A 17,334-nucleotide genomic window follows, 5' to 3' on the forward strand; every position below is an offset into this window, starting at 1 on the left:
AAGCAACTCTCCTTGTTACAGTTTTCCCAAAAAAAGAATAAATTTGGGTTTTTTTATTTCCTCCTATTTTGAACCATATTTCCTACTTTGTAAATGTTTCCAAAGTAAAAATTCGAAAAATATTCACTTTTTGTAAGAAAATATGTAGAAAATCCATGTTTTTTAGAAAAAATAGCAAAAATGCGAGAATCTTTATATCGAGGTATAATGAAAAAGTAGAATAACCTGCTGAAGTGGGAGAAATTAGAGGCGGTAAAATGATGTTTGAATTTGTGGGGAGTGTTATAGCTTTAGTTTTATTTTTATTTTCTTATATGCATTTAAAAAAGATTCGTCAATATGATACGAGTACATATTTTGATGGGATGGATGGTATCCATGCTTCGATAACACATGATAGTGGTGGGGAGATGTAAAGGTATATAACTTTATTTTTTTGCGTGGTATGATGTTTAGAACTAGTGCATAATAGAGTTCATAAGTGATGAATGGAGAGTGAAAAGAATGAAGATTTCTTTTATTCGTCATGGTTGTTTAAGTCGTATAAGAGAACCGATGACAATTAATTCATTTCACGAATGGATGAAACAGTATGATTCCGAGTCAATGATACAAAAAGCTAAAATACCGATAGAAACAATAGAGGCAATTGAAGCAGCGAAATTTGTCTTAACAAGTGATCAAAGGCGTGCTGTACAATCAGCAGCTGAATTGACGGATTCTTTATCTTTTATGCAAAATTCTCTTTTTAGAGAAGCTGAAGTTCCTTCATGCTTTTTTGCTCCGAAGTGGTTGAAATGCACAATTAAGGTATGGATGTTCATTGGACGAACATTATGGATACTTGGCTACCATAAAGATGTTGAGTCTTATAAGGAAGTAAGAGAGAGGGTAAGGCAAGCGGCTTACCTGTTACATCGTTATGCTCTCGTACATGGAAGTATAGCTCTTGTAGGTCATAATTATGTGAATGTAATGATTGGTGCCGAACTGAGAGCGATGGGATGGTCTGGTTCTCCTATTTTGCACAGAGAGCCATGGGGATGTACAACATATACGTTTCACGAGGCGATGGATGGAAATATATTAAATACAAATTTAACATAAAAGCACACGATTTATATAAATCGTGTGCTTTCTTTTTAAGATATAGAAATTTTGACGTTTAATGGTTTTACGAGATGAGCATAAGGTTCCCCTACTAGCATAACAATTTCATCTTTTTTATAACCTAACTTTTCGTATAGTGAATAGGCGCGTTTGTTTTCTAAATTAACAAGTAAAGCGATTTTTTTATGCCCTTTTTCAGTTGCATAGATTTCGGCAGCTTCAATTAATTTAGAACCTATACCTTTTCCGCCGTGTGCACTTGAAACTGATAATGTATCAATGTAATACTCATCAAGCTCAGCTTCTTTTTCTAACGTAATTGATTCATCTTTATGTAATGCTCTTAAGTGATGTACAATTGGTGCGTCAAGCTGTGTTGCTTCACTACCGTGATAAGCGACAATAATTCCAACTGCACTCTCGTCTTGTTCATAGACAAAACAGTTTTCGTAGCTCAGACGGTTATTTTCTTTTGAGAACCATGTCTCAAGTCCTAGTAATACTTCTGCTTCAACTGTGCTACCTGTGATTTTTTCAGCAATTTCATGCAGAGCATTATACAATAAAGGAGCTATTGCCATTGCATCTGTCTTTTTTGCTTTCCGAATCATAGTATCCCTCCTAGTTCTATTTGTATATTGTAGCATAGTGGTATGGAACTTTGCATAATTGAATGCCGAAATGTTTGATATAGAGAAGTAGCTATGTTAGTATATGATATTTAGTGGACATATAGTAAAACAATATTGTTTGCGAAATAACGAAAATAAAATCATGGCATAACAACGAGATAAAGTGAAACGTTAATCAGTAAGATTTTTTGTTCATTCCACGACTGATTAGTAGTCAACACCAATCGGACTACCTGCAAATAGCGGGATAAATTTACAGTTGTTGACCTATAGAATATAAGATAAAATAAAATATTGCAGAGAGGTGAAATACATGGATAAAGAATTAGCAAATACAATTTTAGATCAGCTAAAAAATGGTGAAATAAAGGAGTATGTTGTTACGAAAGATGTATTTTATACGTTCAGAGAAGTTGTTGTAAATAGAGAAGACTTTAAGCATTTCATTGGTAACGCACAGCGAGGCGGGCAAGTGATTTATACATATTCAGAAACGCCACGTTCATAAGGGGGAATTTTGATCAGCAGGGCATCTCTCACTGATTAGTAGCCTTCACCAAACGGACGTTTCATGCGGGATAAATAAAAGATAAAGGAGAGGGGAATTATGGGCGATTTTAAACAAGGCATTTTACCACATTGGGATTATATGTGGAAAGATAGAGCCGGCAATCGATTTATGGGAATGGTTATGTATCCAGAGAAACGAAAATGTTCAGCAAAAATGCTTCAGAAAATAAAAAGAGCATATGAAGAAGCAATAGAAATTAAAGTAACTGTACAAGTTCAACATACATATCAGTACGTAGAAGGACTGATTGTATACTTTGATGAAGAGGCTCCTGTATGTACAATGATTGATAAAGATGAAAATCCACATCATATATTTGTAAAAGATATTTTGCGCATTGAGTACTCTGAATAAACTTTTCATAAATAAATTGAAGTTCCATAATAATAATCTTTTTCTATAATAGTTATCTTTTAGTATGTAACGAAAAACGAAAGTATATGTATAATATATTTAATAAGGTAAATTTGATAAATGTAATCGTTTTTTAGAGCAGATTATCGTTTCATATCTGTTCTTTTTTGCGTGATGCTGGAGAAATATATTTCTTCAGCATCTACCGTTTTATGACAAAATATATTATTAACTTTTTTAAAAATAAGGTTAAATTCGTTGACAACTTTTTTGAAAAGCACTTTATTGACATGAGTTTTAGAATGTTGTTTCATAGTCATTGTATTGAAAAAAAACGGCTATCATGTCGAAAAGTAAAAGTTAAAAAAAGAAAGAATTTATACATATATCTTGTGTCTTATTTTGAAACGTAATACAATATATAGAGAAATCAAGAACGACATATAGAGAATATAGATTTGAGAGGGAGGGTCGGAAATGTTAGTTGCATATGATTCTATGACAGGAAACGTGAAGCGTTTCATTCACAAATTAAATATGCCGGCCGTTCAAATTGATGAAGATCTAGTAATAGATGAAGACTTTATTCTTATTACGTATACAACAGGTTTTGGAAATGTACCAGAACGTGTTTTAGACTTTTTAGAGCGCAATAATGAAAAATTAAAAGGCGTATCTGCAAGCGGCAATCGTAACTGGGGAGACATGTTCGGTGCAAGTGCTGACAAGATTTCTACTAAATATGAAGTGCCTATTGTATCAAAATTTGAGTTGTCTGGAACAAATAACGATGTAAAATATTTTAAGGAAAGGGTGCGGGAGATTGCGACACATTGAACTGAATAATGAAATCACGCAAATGCAGGACGGTTTTTATCAGCTTCATAAAGATAAAGAGGCATTAGAAGTCTTTATGGAAGAAGCTAGAGAGAATACCGTTCCTTTTAATAGCGTGGCAGAGCGAATGGAGTATATGAAAGAACATGATTACTATTACAACGTTCTGGACGAGTATAGCTTGGAGGAAGTAGAGGAAGTATATAACATCGCTTATGGTGAAAACTTCGAGTTCCAATCTTATATGGCAGCATCTAAGTTCTACAAAGATTATGCGTTAAAAACGAATGATCAAAAACAATACTTAGAAAGCTATGAAGATCGTGTAGCAATTGTGTCATTATACTTAGGACGCGGTGATGTTTCGAAGGCAAAACAATTCGCAAGCATGATTGTAAAACAAAACTACCAACCAGCGACACCAACCTTTTTAAATGCAGGAAGAAGCAGAAGAGGAGAAATGGTGTCTTGTTTCTTGTTAGAGATGGACGATAGCTTAAATTCAATCGGCTTTAACATTAATACAGCAATGCAATTATCGAAAATCGGCGGTGGAGTAGCTTTAAACTTATCTAAGCTACGCGCACGTGGTGAGCAAATTAAAGGTATCGACAACGCTGCAAGTGGTGTAGTACCTGTTATGAAATTGCTTGAAGATTCGTTTTCATATGCGAATCAGCTTGGCCAACGAAAAGGTGCCGGCGCAGTATATTTAAACATTTTCCATTGGGATATTATTGAATTCCTTGATACAAAAAAAATAAATGCCGATGAGAAGAGCCGTATTCAGTCTCTATCAATCGGAATTATCGTTCCAAGTAAGTTCTTTGAGCTTGCTGAGAAAAACGAACCTTTCCATGTTTTCGCGCCTTATACGGTTTATAAAGAATATGGCAAGCATTTAGATGATATTGACATTGATGAAATGTACGATGAATTAATGAGCAATCCGAAAGTGAAGAAGAAGCCACTAGATATTAGTGCACGTGATATGCTTATTAAAATCGCTATGATTCAGCTTGAGTCTGGTTACCCATACTTAATGTTTAAATCAAATGCAAATAATCAACATCCATTGAAGGATATTGGAACTGTGAAGATGTCGAACTTATGTACAGAAATCTTCCAGCTTCAAGAAACTTCAGAAATAAATGATTACGGTACAGATGACATTATCCGTCGTGATATTAACTGTAACTTAGGATCGTTAAATATCGTAAACGTAATGGAAAATAAAGAAATTCGTGAAGCAGTTCATGCGGGAATGGAAGCTTTAACAGCTGTTTCTGATATGACGATTATTCCGAATGCACCAACTGTGAAAAAAGCAAATGACGAGCTTCATTCAGTTGGACTTGGAGCAATGAACTTACACGGATATTTAGCAAAAAATAAAATCGCTTATGAAAGTGCAGAAGCGAAAGAATTCGCTCGTACATTCTTTATGATGTTAAATTACTATTCTATTGAGAAAAGTATGGAAATCGCTACAGAAAAAGGCGAGACATTTAAAGACTTCGATAAATCTGATTATGCGAATGGCACATACTTTGAAAAGTATGAAACGACAGATTACAGTCCTGTAACTGAAAAAGTTCAGCAACTATTTGAAGGAATTCATATTCCGACAAAAGAAGATTGGACAAGTTTAAAAGAGCAAGTGCAGAAGAATGGTTTATACAACTCATATCGTCTTGCCATTGCTCCAACACAATCAATCAGTTACGTTCAAAATGCAACTTCAAGCGTAATGCCGATCGTAAGTCAAATCGAATCAAGAACATATGCGAATGCGACAACATATTATCCAATGCCGTATTTATCAAAAGATACGTTCTGGTACTATAAATCTTCTTACGATATGAATCAGTTTAAATTAATTGATTTAATCGCAGAAATTCAAGAACATATTGACCAAGGAATTAGTACAATTCTTTACGTTAATAGTGATATTTCAACACGTGAATTAGCACGTTACTACATCTATGCACATAAAAAAGGCTTAAAGAGTCTGTATTATACGAGAACACGTAAATTAAGCGTGGAAGAGTGTGTGGCTTGTACCGTTTAATGGCATATTGCCATACTAAATGAATAACCCAATAGTATGAGCAGGGTTATGAACCCTGCTCATACTTGGTTTGTTCTACTAAACGGTTAGCTTTTCATTGTTAGATGGAAATTTAACCGTTCAGTAGAACAATAATAGATATAGGGGTGATTCAATGCGCGCTGTTAACTGGAATAAAAAGGAAGATGATTTCAGTTTAATGTTTTGGAAGCAAAACATCGCTCAGTTTTGGACAGAAGAAGAAATCGCGGTTTCGTCTGACAAAAATACTTGGGTGCAATTATCGAAAGAAGAGCAAATTGCTTATAAGCGTGTATTAGGTGGTTTAACACTTTTAGATACGAAACAAGGTGGCGAAGGAATGCCACTTGTACTTGTTCATCTTGAAAATTTACAAGCGAAAAGTGTATTAGCTTTCATGGGAGCTATGGAAGAAGTACATGCGAAAAGTTATAGTCACATTTTCACAACATTAGCTACAGAAGAAGAAATTGATGATATTTTTGACTGGGTAGACAATCATCCGTTACTTGAGAAAAAAGCTGGTATTATTACTAGTTACTATCGTCGTTTATTAAAGCCTGAAGTAACGAAAAAAGAGTTATACATGGCAATGGTAGCAAGTGTGTTCTTAGAAAGTTACTTATTCTATAGTGGATTTTTCTATCCACTTTACTTAGCTGGTCAAGGTAAACTGACGGCAAGTGGTGAAATTATTAACCTTATTATCCGTTAACTTATGGCGGCTTTTGGTAGAGATACCAATTGAAAAACCCTTTTAATTGCTGGGACCCCCTATTGTAAATTTATCTGTATTATTATTGATGAATATATGCATTCAGGTTATTCTCTAACTATCAATAGATGGAAAGGAGAATAGCTGATAGGGCAATCAGCAGCGAAGCCTTTATCTAGCGATAACATGTACGGAATTTACTATTTAAAAATCAATGGGAAGTATTATATTGGTAAAGATGTGAACGTTTCAAATTTAAAACGAATTAGGGAACATATGTGGATGTTAAAGAGTGGTACACATTATAATAGGTATTTACAAGCAGTATACTGTAAATATGAATCCACTTTAGAATATGGAATTCTAGAGGAAGTAGAATGTTCATTGGAAGAATTGAGTGAGATTGAGCAACAGTATATTTGGCTGTATGATTCTTATAATAATGGCTATAACTTGACGTTAGGCGGAGAAGGATTGGGTGGAATTAAATTCACTGAAGAACAATTAGAGAAGAAAAGGCAACGTGTTATAGGTGAAAAAAATCCACAATCAAAAATTACAGATGCACAATTTTTTGAGATTGTAGAACTACTAAAGTGCGGAAAGACAAATCCAGAAATTGCTGATATGTATAATCTTCATCCTAATTATGTATCTTTAATTCGACATAAGAAACGTTATAAATATCTTTGGGGAAAAGTGCAAAATTATATGCCGGTTAAATCTGAACACCAACTGAAAACAAGGGGACGTGTGACTCTTGAAATGTTTTTGGATATCGTTCAGATGCTACAAGCCGGTGAATCTAATGCATCCATTGAAAGAAAACATGGGTTATCGAGCGGCACAGGAAGCCGTATCAGACATCGAAAACTGTATAAACAGTGGTGGGTGCGATACGTAGATAAAGGAACGTTCAACGACTATCCCAATGGCGGTGAAATTCCGCAAGAGGAGTAGGGCCAAGCGGTGGGTGAGAATCCCTTAAATCGAAATGGAGGGCTACCTGAGAAGGTAGATGATATAGTCTCTTCTTACAGGAAACTGTAAGCTGTATAAACGGCATAGGAGTAGCGAACTTATGTGAAGGTAAAGGATGAGTCAATTCACGGCGTATTCGTCGGTATTTTAGCACAACAAATCTTCGCAGAACTTTCTGTAGAAGAGCAACAAGAAGTGCAAAAAGAAACACAAGAGTTATTAATGGAACTATATGAAATTGAAATGGCCTATACAGAAGAAATTTACACTTCTATCGGTCTTGTAGAAGATGTAAATCGTTTCGTTCGTTACAATGCAAATAAAGGGCTTATGAACTTAGGACTTGAGCCGAAGTTTGAAGAAGAAGAAATTAACCCAATCGTTTTAAATGGTTTACGTACAGATACGAAAAACCATGATTTCTTCTCTGTAAAAGGAAATGGTTACGTAAAAGCAACGAACGTTGAAAAGTTAGCTGACGATGACTTCGTGTTTAACTTTTAATATAGGATTATAAGGAAAAGCTGTCTTATTGATTAATAAGACAGCTTTTCTTTATAATTTTGTTTACATAACACTATTATTTTTGTATAGCGATTTATATTTGGGAAGTTCTATTCGTTTAACGGATAGAACTTTTTTGTAATTAAATGGGTATTTACAAACCTTTTGTATCAGTGTATTATTTAACTAGTACACCGATACAAAAGGAGGGAAGAAATGAAAATAGAGTTTTCTCCAAATACACCAATTTACATTCAGGTAATGGAATACATAAAAAAAGAGATCGTAACAGGACATTTATTGCCTGGTGATAAAATTCCCTCTGTCCGTGAATTAGCGAGTGAATTACAAGTGAATCCAAATACGATTCAGCGTACATTTCAAGAGCTAGAACGGGATGGAGTTGTTGTCACACGTAGAGGAATGGGACGGTATGTAACGAATGAAGGGGAGAAAATTATGGAGCTGCGAAAAGAGATGGCGAAAGAATTACTTCATTCTTTTATAGATGGAATGGACAATTTAGGTTTTTCAGAAGAAGAAATTCTTACAATTCTTCGTTCTTCATTACATGATAAGAGGGAGGAGAGCCAATGACAGAGCTATTGAAAATAGAAAACTTATGGAAGAGATACGGATTAAAAGCAGTGATCCGTGAATTAAACATAGAGATTACGGAAGGGAAAATCGTTGGGCTTGTTGGAGATAACGGGAGCGGGAAAACGACGTTATTGAAAATGATTGCAGGCTTGCAACACCCTTCTGAAGGTAGTATTACAATAGACGGCAAAAAGGTAGGATTACAGACGAAAGAAATCGTTTCATTTATGTCCGATAAGCCAGTCTTTGATGATTGGATGACTGTAAAAGATGCTTTATTTTTTTACCGAGATTTTTATAAAGACTTCGATATTCAAAAAGCGGTAGATACGATTGCAGAATTTAAAATACCGTTAGAAGAAAAAATTACAGCATTGTCAAAAGGTATGGTTGAGAAGCTGCAGATTATTTTAACGTTTTCTCGAAAAGTGAAGCTATACGTACTGGATGAGCCGTTGGGCGGGATAGATCCTCTTTCTAGAGAACATGTATTGGATCTAATTCTACAGTTCTATAGGGAAGATTGTACGATATTAATTTCCACTCACTTAATAAATGAAATTGAAAATATTTTTGATGAAGTGATCTTTTTAAAAGATGGAGAAATGGTTCTATATGAAAATGTAGAAGAAATTCGTTTTCAGAGAGGAAAAGCAGTTCATGAATTGTTTAAGGAGGTGTTTAGTAAGTGAAGTCAGTACTTTCCTATTTATGGAATGTAAATAAGAAAAGATATATTGTTACTTTTTTACTCTTTGTGCTAATTGAAGCTGTGTTATTTTCACAAATGATTGTAAGAAAAAGTGATGCGGCTATCAGTAGACAAGAGGGTATATTTGGAATCATTATGATTATATTTTTCTTTTATATTGTTTATATGTTTATACAAACAATGAAATCATATTCACGCTTACTGACTAATCCAATGTTACGACTTACAGCAATATCTGGGAAACAATATGTAATTTCTATGCTTATTTTCTCATTTATTGCAATGGCTATATGGTATGGGATATGTGGAATTCTTTTCTACGTAAGTTATGTATTAGCTTTTCCTAAGACTTCTGTATATGTAGAGGCAAAAGAGATTATGCAAGTAGGCATAATTAATAATTTAATATATATGATAAGTGATTTATTTGAGTTTTTGTTTAGTGTGTTACAAATCATATTAGTAATTACTCTAGTTAAGTTACTTACGAAAAAGAAAAAGGCGCAAAATATACTAATTGTTATTATTTTTCTAGTAATAAATATAGCGATTACTTTAGCGACAACCTTGCTAGGAAAATTAGCTCCAGCTTTCCAAGTATTGCGAAGAGTAGAATATCATAGTGAAAGCAAGAGTCTATTTATTAATATGTTTCAAGAAAATGGATTTAACATTTTTAATATAAGTTTCATGGTAATGGTTAGTGCTCTAATAATATATGTAATTGCTTATATTATCGATAAAAAACTAGAAGTCTAAAGGAGGAATCAGCATTGGGAAACGTAGTAGTAAAGTTAGAGAATGTTCGAAAAAAGATTGGTGGAACGGAAATTATTCGTGGTTTATCATTTGAGGTTCGTGAAGGAGAAGTATACGGATTCCTTGGGCCGAACGGTAGCGGTAAGACGACGACGATCCGTATGATGACAGGTCTTATTTCAATGACAGAGGGCGATATTACAATTTGTGGACATAGTATTCGCTCGGAGCGTGAAAAGGCACTAGAGCAAATTGGAGCGATTGTAGAAAATCCTGAACTATATGATTATATGACAGGAATGCAAAACTTAAAGCATTTTGCGAATATGGCCATTACACCAATTAGTAAAGAGCGCATTGCTGAGATTATAAAGCTTGTTGAGTTAGAGCATGCGATTCATAAAAAGGTGAAAACATATTCACTTGGCATGAAACAACGTTTAGGAATTGCACAGGCATTACTTCATCAGCCGAAAATCTTAATTTTAGATGAGCCGACAAATGGATTAGATCCAGCTGGTATTCGCCAAATTCGTGATTATTTACAACGTTTAGCGAAAGAAGAGAATATTGCTGTAATCGTATCAAGTCACTTATTGAGTGAAATTGAATTAATGTGTGATCGCGTTGTTATTATTAAACAAGGTGAGTTTGTACAAGAGTACAACTTACATGAAAAAGTGAAACATGATGAGGCAGTCGTTGTAGCGTTTGAAGTAGATGAAGTTCAGAAAGCAAATGAAATCATTAAAGGCAAAGCAAAAGGGAATGTAATTGTAGCATCTGTAACAAAAGACAACATTCCACAACTTGTAAAAAAACTTGTTCATGCTGATGTGCTTGTATATGGCGTTACTGTTCAAAATAAAACGTTAGAGGATGAGTTCTTAGCGATTACTGGGGGAGTGAAAGCGTAATGTTTAAATTAATTCAAAATGAATTTTTAAAGTTGCATGCGAAAAAAGGTATGTATATTTTAATTGGTGTCATTGCGGCACTCGAAATTTTAGGTACTTTAGCAATGTTGAAGTGGGGAAAAGGTGATGAGTTTAAGGGGTCATATTTAGATTATGCAAACTCAGAGATTGGCTTAATTGTTTTATTTACAACGATTTTTGGGATTACACTTGCTGCCCGTACTCTTACTGATGAGTTCCAAAAAGGTACAATTAAACAATTGTTAATCCGTCCAAGAAAAAGACTTGCAGTTTTATTTTCTAAATATATTACAGTGTTATTAGCAATGTTATTTATCGTATTAGCTGGTATGCTAATTGCAATGATTATTGGCGGTATTGTAATGGATGGTAGTAAAACAGAATTAACATTAGGAATCGTAATGAAGTCCACTTTATATCAACTACTTTCACCGTTCTTTTTTGCAACACTTGCATTTTTCCTAGCAAATGTCTTTAGAAAATCTGTATTACCATTAATTATTACGATGTTCCTATTCTTCTTACAAGGTGCAATTAATATGGTATTAATAATGTTTGCAAAAGGTGTAGCGAAGTTTGTAGTATTCAACCATTTGGATTTAAGAGCTTACGATAGTAATAAATTAATCAATGGTGGAATGGAACCAACATTTACAGAATTTACGTTTACAACTTCATTATTACTTGTAGCTGCATACTTTGTTGTGTTACTTGTAGCATCAAGTGCATTATTCCAAAAACGTGACGTATTATAATAAAAGAAATCCCCGCTTGTAAAAACGGGGATTTTTATTACATAAATTTCTCTTAGATTGCAACCTGAAGAACAGCGATATGTTATTTTAAGAGATATGCTGTTTGAAATGATTTGAGAAAAATAGGAAGAATTTCAACTATATTCATATTATAATTTAGTTATCCTGCTATTTATAGGGAAAGGATTGCCTATAAAGTATTGATTAAAGTTTTATTGTATTTTTACTATCTTTGGGGGTGTTCTATATGCACTATGCATTTTCACGTATAAGGCTACGTAGCTTTTTTGGATGGATGATTATAGGGGTGCTCCTTATAATCATCCCATTAGGTCTAGCAAATGTTTCTGAGAATACGATGGAGGTTATTTCACAAATAACTGTATTTTTTGTATTTCCGTTACTTTGGCTATACGTAAAAACAAATAAAAATAATATTGTATTTAACAGTTTTTTTTATAAGCCAGGACATTTACCTTGGGGATTAATTGTATTAGCAACGATAATGGGAATGATTTTTTCAGTTGGCATATCTCAGATTCAATTTTACATATTAGCACATACGTTACCGAATTTCTTAGTTACTATGCTAGAAGACGGAAATGTTATTAATACGAGTAACGTATATATGACGATATTTACTTTCATTTCAGCATGTGTGTTAGCACCTATTATGGAAGAGGTTATTTTTAGGGGATTTTTCTTACAGCGAATGGCTTATAAATGGGGAATTAAAAAAGCTGTAATTATATCTTCAATTATTTTTGGCTTAGGACATTTTGATGTTATTGGTGCGTTCATGTTTGGTGTCGTTATGTGTCTTTTATATATAAAGACAAAAAATATATGGACGAATATAGCTGTGCACGCTCTAAATAATTTGATTGCAACAAGTATGCAATTTTTTGGTGGAGAAGAAAGTGGTACAATCTCAATTACTGAATTACAAGCGCAAAGTAATTTATGGATTGGTATCGGTCTTACAGTTGTTGGATTACTTTGGTTAATTCCTTATGTTTGGAAACAATGGCGTACAGTAAAAGAAGTTGGCGTGCCACCAGTACGTTTTATAAATGAGCAAAAAGTAGTGAGTTCATCACAAGAAAATGAAGTGTATAGTCAAGTGATCGTAACCGATAGATTGATGGCCATAGAGTTACCAGATGTGGCTGTAAATAAGCTTCGGTTAGAAGAAAATGATTATGTAACAGTATCTGTAGAAGAAGATAAAATTGTTATAAAGAAAGCACATAATAGATAATTAAAAAGTAGCTCCTTAAGAGCTACTTTTTAATTTGTAATAATTTCCACACGAAAATTATTACCGTTCTTTACATATTTAATATCTGTAACAGTGCGGAATGTTTTTAAAATCTCAACTTTTTCACCAATTCGTGGGATGGTTGGAACATTGTCCCAAATACCAAGCAAGTCATCTAATTGTGCCGTTTTTTCATAAAACCAGATTTTCAATGTAAAGCCCCTTTCTCGAACCTTATGTATTTTAATACATAATATATTATTTTTATTCTTATTGTAAGGGGTTTTTCGATATTTTATGAATAAAAATAAATTAATCTTCTGGGAAGATATGTTCAATATCAGGAGTAAGAGATACTTCTGATAATACGATATGAGAAACTGTCGTTGCATATGAAGAAACATCATTGATAAATTCTTCAAGTTCAACAAGTGAAGGAACAGAAATTTTTACAATGTAGCATAAGCTTCCTGTTACTCGGTAACAAAAACTTGCAGATGGATAAGACTGAATAAACTGTTGCATACGTGTTGTATCACCATTTTTTAAAGTGATTTCTAAAATACAATCTAAAACGAGTCCTGCTTTTTTATAATCAATATCGATTGTGTATTTTTGAATAACACCTTCGCTTTCGAGCTTACGAACACGTTCTGAAGTAGACGGAGCAGATAAGTTTACTCGTTTCGCCAATTCACGCATAGAAAGGCGACTATCATTATATAATTCATTTAAAATTTTTCGATCAACACGGTCTAGTTGCATTTGTAAATATACCTCCAGTAAAATAATGATTTTTGTAAAGGAAAAATATAAATTAAGATTCATATGAAATGTAAAGTGAACGTTATTTATTTTACAATAAAACAGAAGGAAATAGGAGGGGAAATAATGGAGAGAATTTCATTATCAAATGTAGGAGATACAAAGTTTCAAAAGTTATTAGGGCATAATTCGGATATATTACATTCGTGGATTACGTTAGAAGATACACTGTACAATAAAGGAACTCTTTCAGCAGAGTTGAAGGAGCAAGTGAGAAGAACATTAGCGTATGGGAATGAATGTCCGTACTGTATGGCAAAAGGAAGACCTGATGATGTGCAAAAGGCAGAGGAGATTGGTGTAGCTGTTATTTTTGCGCATACATTTGTTCATGACCGAAAAGCAATAGATGATACTATGTTTCACGTATTAAAACAATATTGGACAGAAAAAGAAATTGTAGAGCTTTGCGCCTATGTTTGCTTTATTACTGCGTCACAACAACTTGGTTTTCTATTTCAATTACAGCCAAATTAAGGGGGAAATGATGACAAATCAAATAGCACTTATCATAATCGATGTACAAAAGGCATTTCAATTACCAGATTGGAGCGAGAGAAATAATATTTTTGCTGAAGAAAACATGAGAATTTTGTTAGCAGAATGGAGAAAAAGGAAACGACCAGTTTTTCATATTCAACATGTAAATAAAGAAAATGCGCAGTCAATGTTTTATGAGAGAGCGGAAACGGTAAACTTTAAAGAAGAAGTGCAACCACTACCTGGGGAAGTGGTTATTCATAAATTCGTTAATAGCGCGTTCATTGGGACAAATTTAGAAGAGCAATTAAGAGAGAACAAATGTAATGCAGTAGTGGTTGTAGGATTAACGACAAATCACTGTGTGGAAACTACGACACGAATGGCAGGGAATTTAGGATTTACAACATATTTAGTGAGTGATGCAACGGCTACTTTTAACCGTAAAGGTTTAGATGGTAAGGAGTATAGTGCAGAAGATATTCACAGTATGACACTTGTAAATTTACATGAAGAGTTTGCTACGATTGTGACGACAAAAGAAGTATTAAAATTATTTTAAGAAAATAATTACAAATTATGTAGAAAAAAATAAGAATATTTCGTATAATCTAAGTACAATCATTTTGAAAATAGGGGTGGCATCATATGGAGCAAATTTCAGTAAAGAAATTAGAAGAGGTACTTGTTGTAGCAGGGGATGATAAACAGAAGCAAAAGGAATTTTATGAATTGCTCTTATCTACTGAGTTTTATGTTGCTGGTTCACTAGAAGCAGAGGACGGGGCAACAGAGGGAATACTTCGTTTGCGTCATTTCCAAGGAGAAGGTAGATGGATCGTTCCGTTCTTTACACAAATGGAATTTGTAAAAGATGTGTTGCCAGAAGGAACGCCCCTTATTACGATACGTGGGAAAGAGTTATTTGGTAGCATTGAGAAAGATGCTACAGCTGTATTAAATGTTGGTACTGATATAAGTAAAACATTTATTCCAGAAGAAATTGCAGATATCGCATCTGGACGAATTTTTAATTATTATAAGTAAAAGGAAAAGCGTAATCGCTTTTCCTTTTTAATTTGAATATGGAGTGGCTATACCGGAAGAAATAGAGACTGTTTTATTATTCGTGTTTATTGTCGCTGTAGCTCCAAGTGGAATACCGATGTTTGGATTTATATGTCCAATTGGTAAACCGAATAGGACCGGTATATGATATGGTGCGAAATATTCATATAATATTGTTTGCAATGATTGAGATGGCTTTGAAGGAGTGCAGTCGTGACAACTTGTGAAAATAACGCCCCTACATTCATTAAACTTTCCAGATAAAAGTAGCTGATTTAACATACGGTCAATGCGGTACGGTTCTTCACCAATGTCTTCAAGTAATAAAAGTGTATTGTCCGTATTTATCTCGTAGGGCGAGCCAATTATACTTGTTAACACAGCTAAATTTCCTCCAACTAACGTACCTGTAACTGTACTGTGAGAGCTAGGTACGATACATTCTGATGCAGATAAAATGGTTGAATACGGATGGAATAGCTGATTGAAAGAAGATAAAGAAAGAGAATCTACACCTTTCCCTAATTCTTCAACCATTGGGCCATGAAATGTCACAAGCTTTGCATAACGTGAAACAGCAGTATGTAAAGCTGTAATATCGCTATATCCCCAAAAGATTTTAGGGTTTTGCCGAATGATTTCATATTGAATGTGAGGGAGGAGACGAGCACTTCCGTAACCACCTCGTGCACAGAAAACGGCCTTCACTTCATTATTTATAAATGCTTCATGTATATCGTCAAGCCGAACTTGATCACTTCCGGCTAAAAATCCATATTTCTCGTAAACACTCTTCCCGATTATTACGGATAACCCCATCTCTTGTAATATATTCACACCTTTTAATACATTTTCGATTGTAGGTGGACCAGATGGTGCAATGATCATTACTGTATCACCTTGTTTTAATGCATTTGGATAAATCATTAAGCTCAGCCTCCTTCTCTTTCAATATATTCGCTTCATATGAAGTTCAACCCTTGCAAAAGCAGGGGAAAGCTTATCAAATAAAGAAGATATAAAGGAAATAGGAGGGGAAATGATGTTTACAAGTCGAGTAACAGACATATTAAAAATTGAGTATCCCGTTGTTCAAGCCGGTATGGCAGGCGCGATTACGACGCCAGAACTTGTTGCAGCAGTAAGTAATAGCGGAGGATTAGGGACGCTTGGAGCGGGCTATATGAGCCCAGAACAAATTCGTGAAGCGATTTATAGAATAAGAGAACTAACAGGTAAGCCTTTCGGTGTTAATTTACTTGTAACGAAAGAGATACAAATAGAAGCAGAGAAGGTAAATGAGGCGAAAGTATTACTAAGCGGAGTGAATAGAGCATTAGGTATAGAAGTAGAAGGAACGTTAAAGCTTCCAAAAAGCTATAAGGAACAATTACAAGTGCTATTAGATGAAAAAGTACCGGTCGTTAGCTTTGCATTTCAAACGTTAGAAAAAGAAGAAATAAATGATTTAAAAAGAAGTGGAATAAAAGTTATCGGAACAGCTACCCATGTGAAGGAAGCGAAAGTACTTGCTGAGCTAGGAGTAGATATTATTATTGGGCAAGGTAGCGAAGCAGGAGGGCATAGAGGAACGTTTATTGGGAAAGAACGAGATGCTATGATTGGTACTTTTGCGTTAATACCTCAGTTAGTAGGGGTTATTCCGCATATCCCAATTGTCGCAGCAGGTGGTGTAATGAACGGACAAGGGCTTGTTGCGGCATTGGCACTAGGAGCAGAAGGTGTTCAAATGGGATCGGCCTTTTTAACAAGTGAAGAGAGTATTACGCACGATGTGTATAAAGAAGCGGTTTTACATAGTACAGATACCAGCACAACTGTAACTCGTGCGTTTTCTGGGAAATATGCGCGGGGTATTCGGAATGAATTTATAGAGAGACATGAAGGAAAAGAAGAAGGGCTGCCGATGTATCCAGTGCAAAACGTATTAACTTCTAAAATACGCCAAGAGGCAGCGAAGCAGAATAAGGAAGAATATATGTCACTTTGGGCAGCATCATTAGCTCGAATCGAATCAGCTCAGCATGTAGTGGAGCGAGTTATGAAAGAAGCAGAGAATGCAATCGAACAATTACAAAATATATACAAAAAGACCACTTGAGTAATTCAAGCGGTCTTT

General features: G+C 34.4%; 21 protein-coding genes and 2 pseudogenes. 19 read left to right on the forward strand and 4 right to left on the reverse strand.

The features are described from left to right. Positions 1-257: 257 nt before the first annotated feature. Both MHB52_RS07365 and MHB52_RS07370 read left to right on the forward strand, forming a co-directional pair. Positions 258-416 carry a hypothetical protein gene (locus MHB52_RS07365; protein WP_000971067.1) on the forward strand — a complete coding sequence of 53 codons (159 nt, stop codon included), beginning with the start codon at positions 258-260 and terminating at the stop codon, positions 414-416. Between the two features lie 88 nt (positions 417-504). Next, positions 505-1,107: a phosphoglycerate mutase gene (locus MHB52_RS07370; protein ID WP_000703097.1), complete on the forward strand. Its 603-nt coding sequence runs from the start codon at positions 505-507 to the stop codon at positions 1,105-1,107. A gap of 35 nt (positions 1,108-1,142) precedes the next feature. Here MHB52_RS07370 and MHB52_RS07375 read toward each other — a convergent pair whose 3' ends face one another. Next, entirely contained in the window at positions 1,143-1,721 is a 579-nt protein-coding gene (locus tag MHB52_RS07375) for a GNAT family N-acetyltransferase (RefSeq protein WP_000619548.1), read from the reverse strand. Between the two features lie 334 nt (positions 1,722-2,055). Here MHB52_RS07375 and MHB52_RS07380 point away from each other — a divergent pair, with 334 nt between their 5' ends. The 13 genes and pseudogenes from MHB52_RS07380 to MHB52_RS07440 all read left to right on the forward strand — a co-directional run bounded on the left by MHB52_RS07380 (position 2,056) and on the right by MHB52_RS07440 (position 12,821). Beyond that, entirely contained in the window at positions 2,056-2,250 is a 195-nt protein-coding gene (locus MHB52_RS07380) for a hypothetical protein (protein ID WP_000356684.1), read from the forward strand. A 99-nt stretch (positions 2,251-2,349) separates the two neighbouring features. Continuing rightward, entirely contained in the window at positions 2,350-2,667 is a 318-nt protein-coding gene (locus MHB52_RS07385; protein ID WP_000502196.1) for a hypothetical protein, read from the forward strand. A 477-nt stretch (positions 2,668-3,144) separates the two neighbouring features. Beyond that, positions 3,145-3,504, forward strand: a complete 360-nt coding sequence (gene nrdI / locus MHB52_RS07390; RefSeq protein WP_000959448.1) for a class Ib ribonucleoside-diphosphate reductase assembly flavoprotein NrdI — start codon at positions 3,145-3,147, stop codon at positions 3,502-3,504. Beyond that, entirely contained in the window at positions 3,491-5,575 is a 2,085-nt protein-coding gene (gene nrdE / locus MHB52_RS07395) for a class 1b ribonucleoside-diphosphate reductase subunit alpha (RefSeq protein ID WP_001215835.1), read from the forward strand. The genes nrdI and nrdE overlap by 14 nt, the downstream gene beginning before the upstream one ends. Before the next feature lie 154 nt (positions 5,576-5,729). Further along, positions 5,730-6,308: pseudogene (locus MHB52_RS07400) on the forward strand (ribonucleotide-diphosphate reductase subunit beta); the annotation flags it as partial. A 189-nt stretch (positions 6,309-6,497) separates the two neighbouring features. Continuing rightward, positions 6,498-7,271, forward strand: coding sequence for a GIY-YIG nuclease family protein (locus tag MHB52_RS07405; RefSeq protein WP_025967045.1), 774 nt, complete (start codon positions 6,498-6,500; stop codon positions 7,269-7,271). A gap of 129 nt (positions 7,272-7,400) precedes the next feature. After that, positions 7,401-7,796: pseudogene (locus tag MHB52_RS07410) on the forward strand (ribonucleotide-diphosphate reductase subunit beta); the annotation flags it as partial. Positions 7,797-8,012: 216 nt separating this feature from the next. Then, positions 8,013-8,393 (forward strand): GntR family transcriptional regulator, encoded by a 381-nt coding sequence (locus MHB52_RS07415; RefSeq protein ID WP_000687512.1) that lies wholly within the window; start codon positions 8,013-8,015, stop codon positions 8,391-8,393. Further along, a complete protein-coding gene (locus tag MHB52_RS07420; RefSeq protein WP_061662875.1) occupies positions 8,390-9,088 on the forward strand; it encodes an ABC transporter ATP-binding protein in 699 nt (232 codons plus the stop codon). Before MHB52_RS07415 ends, MHB52_RS07420 begins: the two co-directional genes overlap by 4 nt. Next, positions 9,085-9,867 (forward strand): hypothetical protein, encoded by a 783-nt coding sequence (locus MHB52_RS07425; RefSeq protein ID WP_016117455.1) that lies wholly within the window; start codon positions 9,085-9,087, stop codon positions 9,865-9,867. The genes MHB52_RS07420 and MHB52_RS07425 overlap by 4 nt, the downstream gene beginning before the upstream one ends. Before the next feature lie 14 nt (positions 9,868-9,881). Further along, the gene (locus MHB52_RS07430) at positions 9,882-10,784 is read left to right on the forward strand and encodes an ABC transporter ATP-binding protein (protein WP_000528786.1); all 903 of its coding nucleotides are present in this window, start codon (positions 9,882-9,884) and stop codon (positions 10,782-10,784) included. Further along, entirely contained in the window at positions 10,784-11,560 is a 777-nt protein-coding gene (locus tag MHB52_RS07435; RefSeq protein ID WP_000475427.1) for an ABC transporter permease, read from the forward strand. The genes MHB52_RS07430 and MHB52_RS07435 overlap by 1 nt, the downstream gene beginning before the upstream one ends. 247 nt (positions 11,561-11,807) lie before the next feature. Then, on the forward strand, positions 11,808-12,821 hold the full coding sequence (locus tag MHB52_RS07440) for a type II CAAX endopeptidase family protein (protein WP_061662876.1): 1,014 nt from the start codon (positions 11,808-11,810) through the stop codon (positions 12,819-12,821). Between the two features lie 29 nt (positions 12,822-12,850). Here MHB52_RS07440 and MHB52_RS07445 read toward each other — a convergent pair whose 3' ends face one another. After that, positions 12,851-13,033 (reverse strand): DUF3913 family protein, encoded by a 183-nt coding sequence (locus tag MHB52_RS07445; RefSeq protein ID WP_061662877.1) that lies wholly within the window; start codon positions 13,031-13,033, stop codon positions 12,851-12,853. A gap of 100 nt (positions 13,034-13,133) precedes the next feature. Beyond that, entirely contained in the window at positions 13,134-13,586 is a 453-nt protein-coding gene (locus MHB52_RS07450) for an Lrp/AsnC family transcriptional regulator (RefSeq protein WP_001175505.1), read from the reverse strand. 126 nt (positions 13,587-13,712) lie between these two features. Here MHB52_RS07450 and MHB52_RS07455 point away from each other — a divergent pair, with 126 nt between their 5' ends. From MHB52_RS07455 to MHB52_RS07465, 3 genes are all read left to right on the forward strand, one after another. After that, entirely contained in the window at positions 13,713-14,123 is a 411-nt protein-coding gene (locus tag MHB52_RS07455) for a carboxymuconolactone decarboxylase family protein (RefSeq protein WP_016117457.1), read from the forward strand. 10 nt (positions 14,124-14,133) lie between these two features. Then, a complete protein-coding gene (locus tag MHB52_RS07460; RefSeq protein WP_016117458.1) occupies positions 14,134-14,688 on the forward strand; it encodes a cysteine hydrolase family protein in 555 nt (184 codons plus the stop codon). Between the two features lie 86 nt (positions 14,689-14,774). Beyond that, the gene (locus tag MHB52_RS07465; protein WP_000435265.1) at positions 14,775-15,173 is read left to right on the forward strand and encodes an SseB family protein; all 399 of its coding nucleotides are present in this window, start codon (positions 14,775-14,777) and stop codon (positions 15,171-15,173) included. Positions 15,174-15,200: 27 nt separating this feature from the next. On the opposite strand, the gene MHB52_RS07470 is transcribed toward MHB52_RS07465, so the two are convergent. Next, positions 15,201-16,121, reverse strand: coding sequence for a S66 peptidase family protein (locus MHB52_RS07470; RefSeq protein ID WP_044795441.1), 921 nt, complete (start codon positions 16,119-16,121; stop codon positions 15,201-15,203). 115 nt (positions 16,122-16,236) lie between these two features. Here MHB52_RS07470 and MHB52_RS07475 point away from each other — a divergent pair, with 115 nt between their 5' ends. Next, positions 16,237-17,316: an NAD(P)H-dependent flavin oxidoreductase gene (locus tag MHB52_RS07475; protein ID WP_061662878.1), complete on the forward strand. Its 1,080-nt coding sequence runs from the start codon at positions 16,237-16,239 to the stop codon at positions 17,314-17,316. Positions 17,317-17,334 lie beyond the last annotated feature (18 nt).

Origin of the sequence: Bacillus sp. FSL K6-0073 (genome assembly GCF_038006085.1) — a bacterium.
GTDB lineage: Bacteria > Bacillota > Bacilli > Bacillales > Bacillaceae_G > Bacillus_A > Bacillus_A cereus.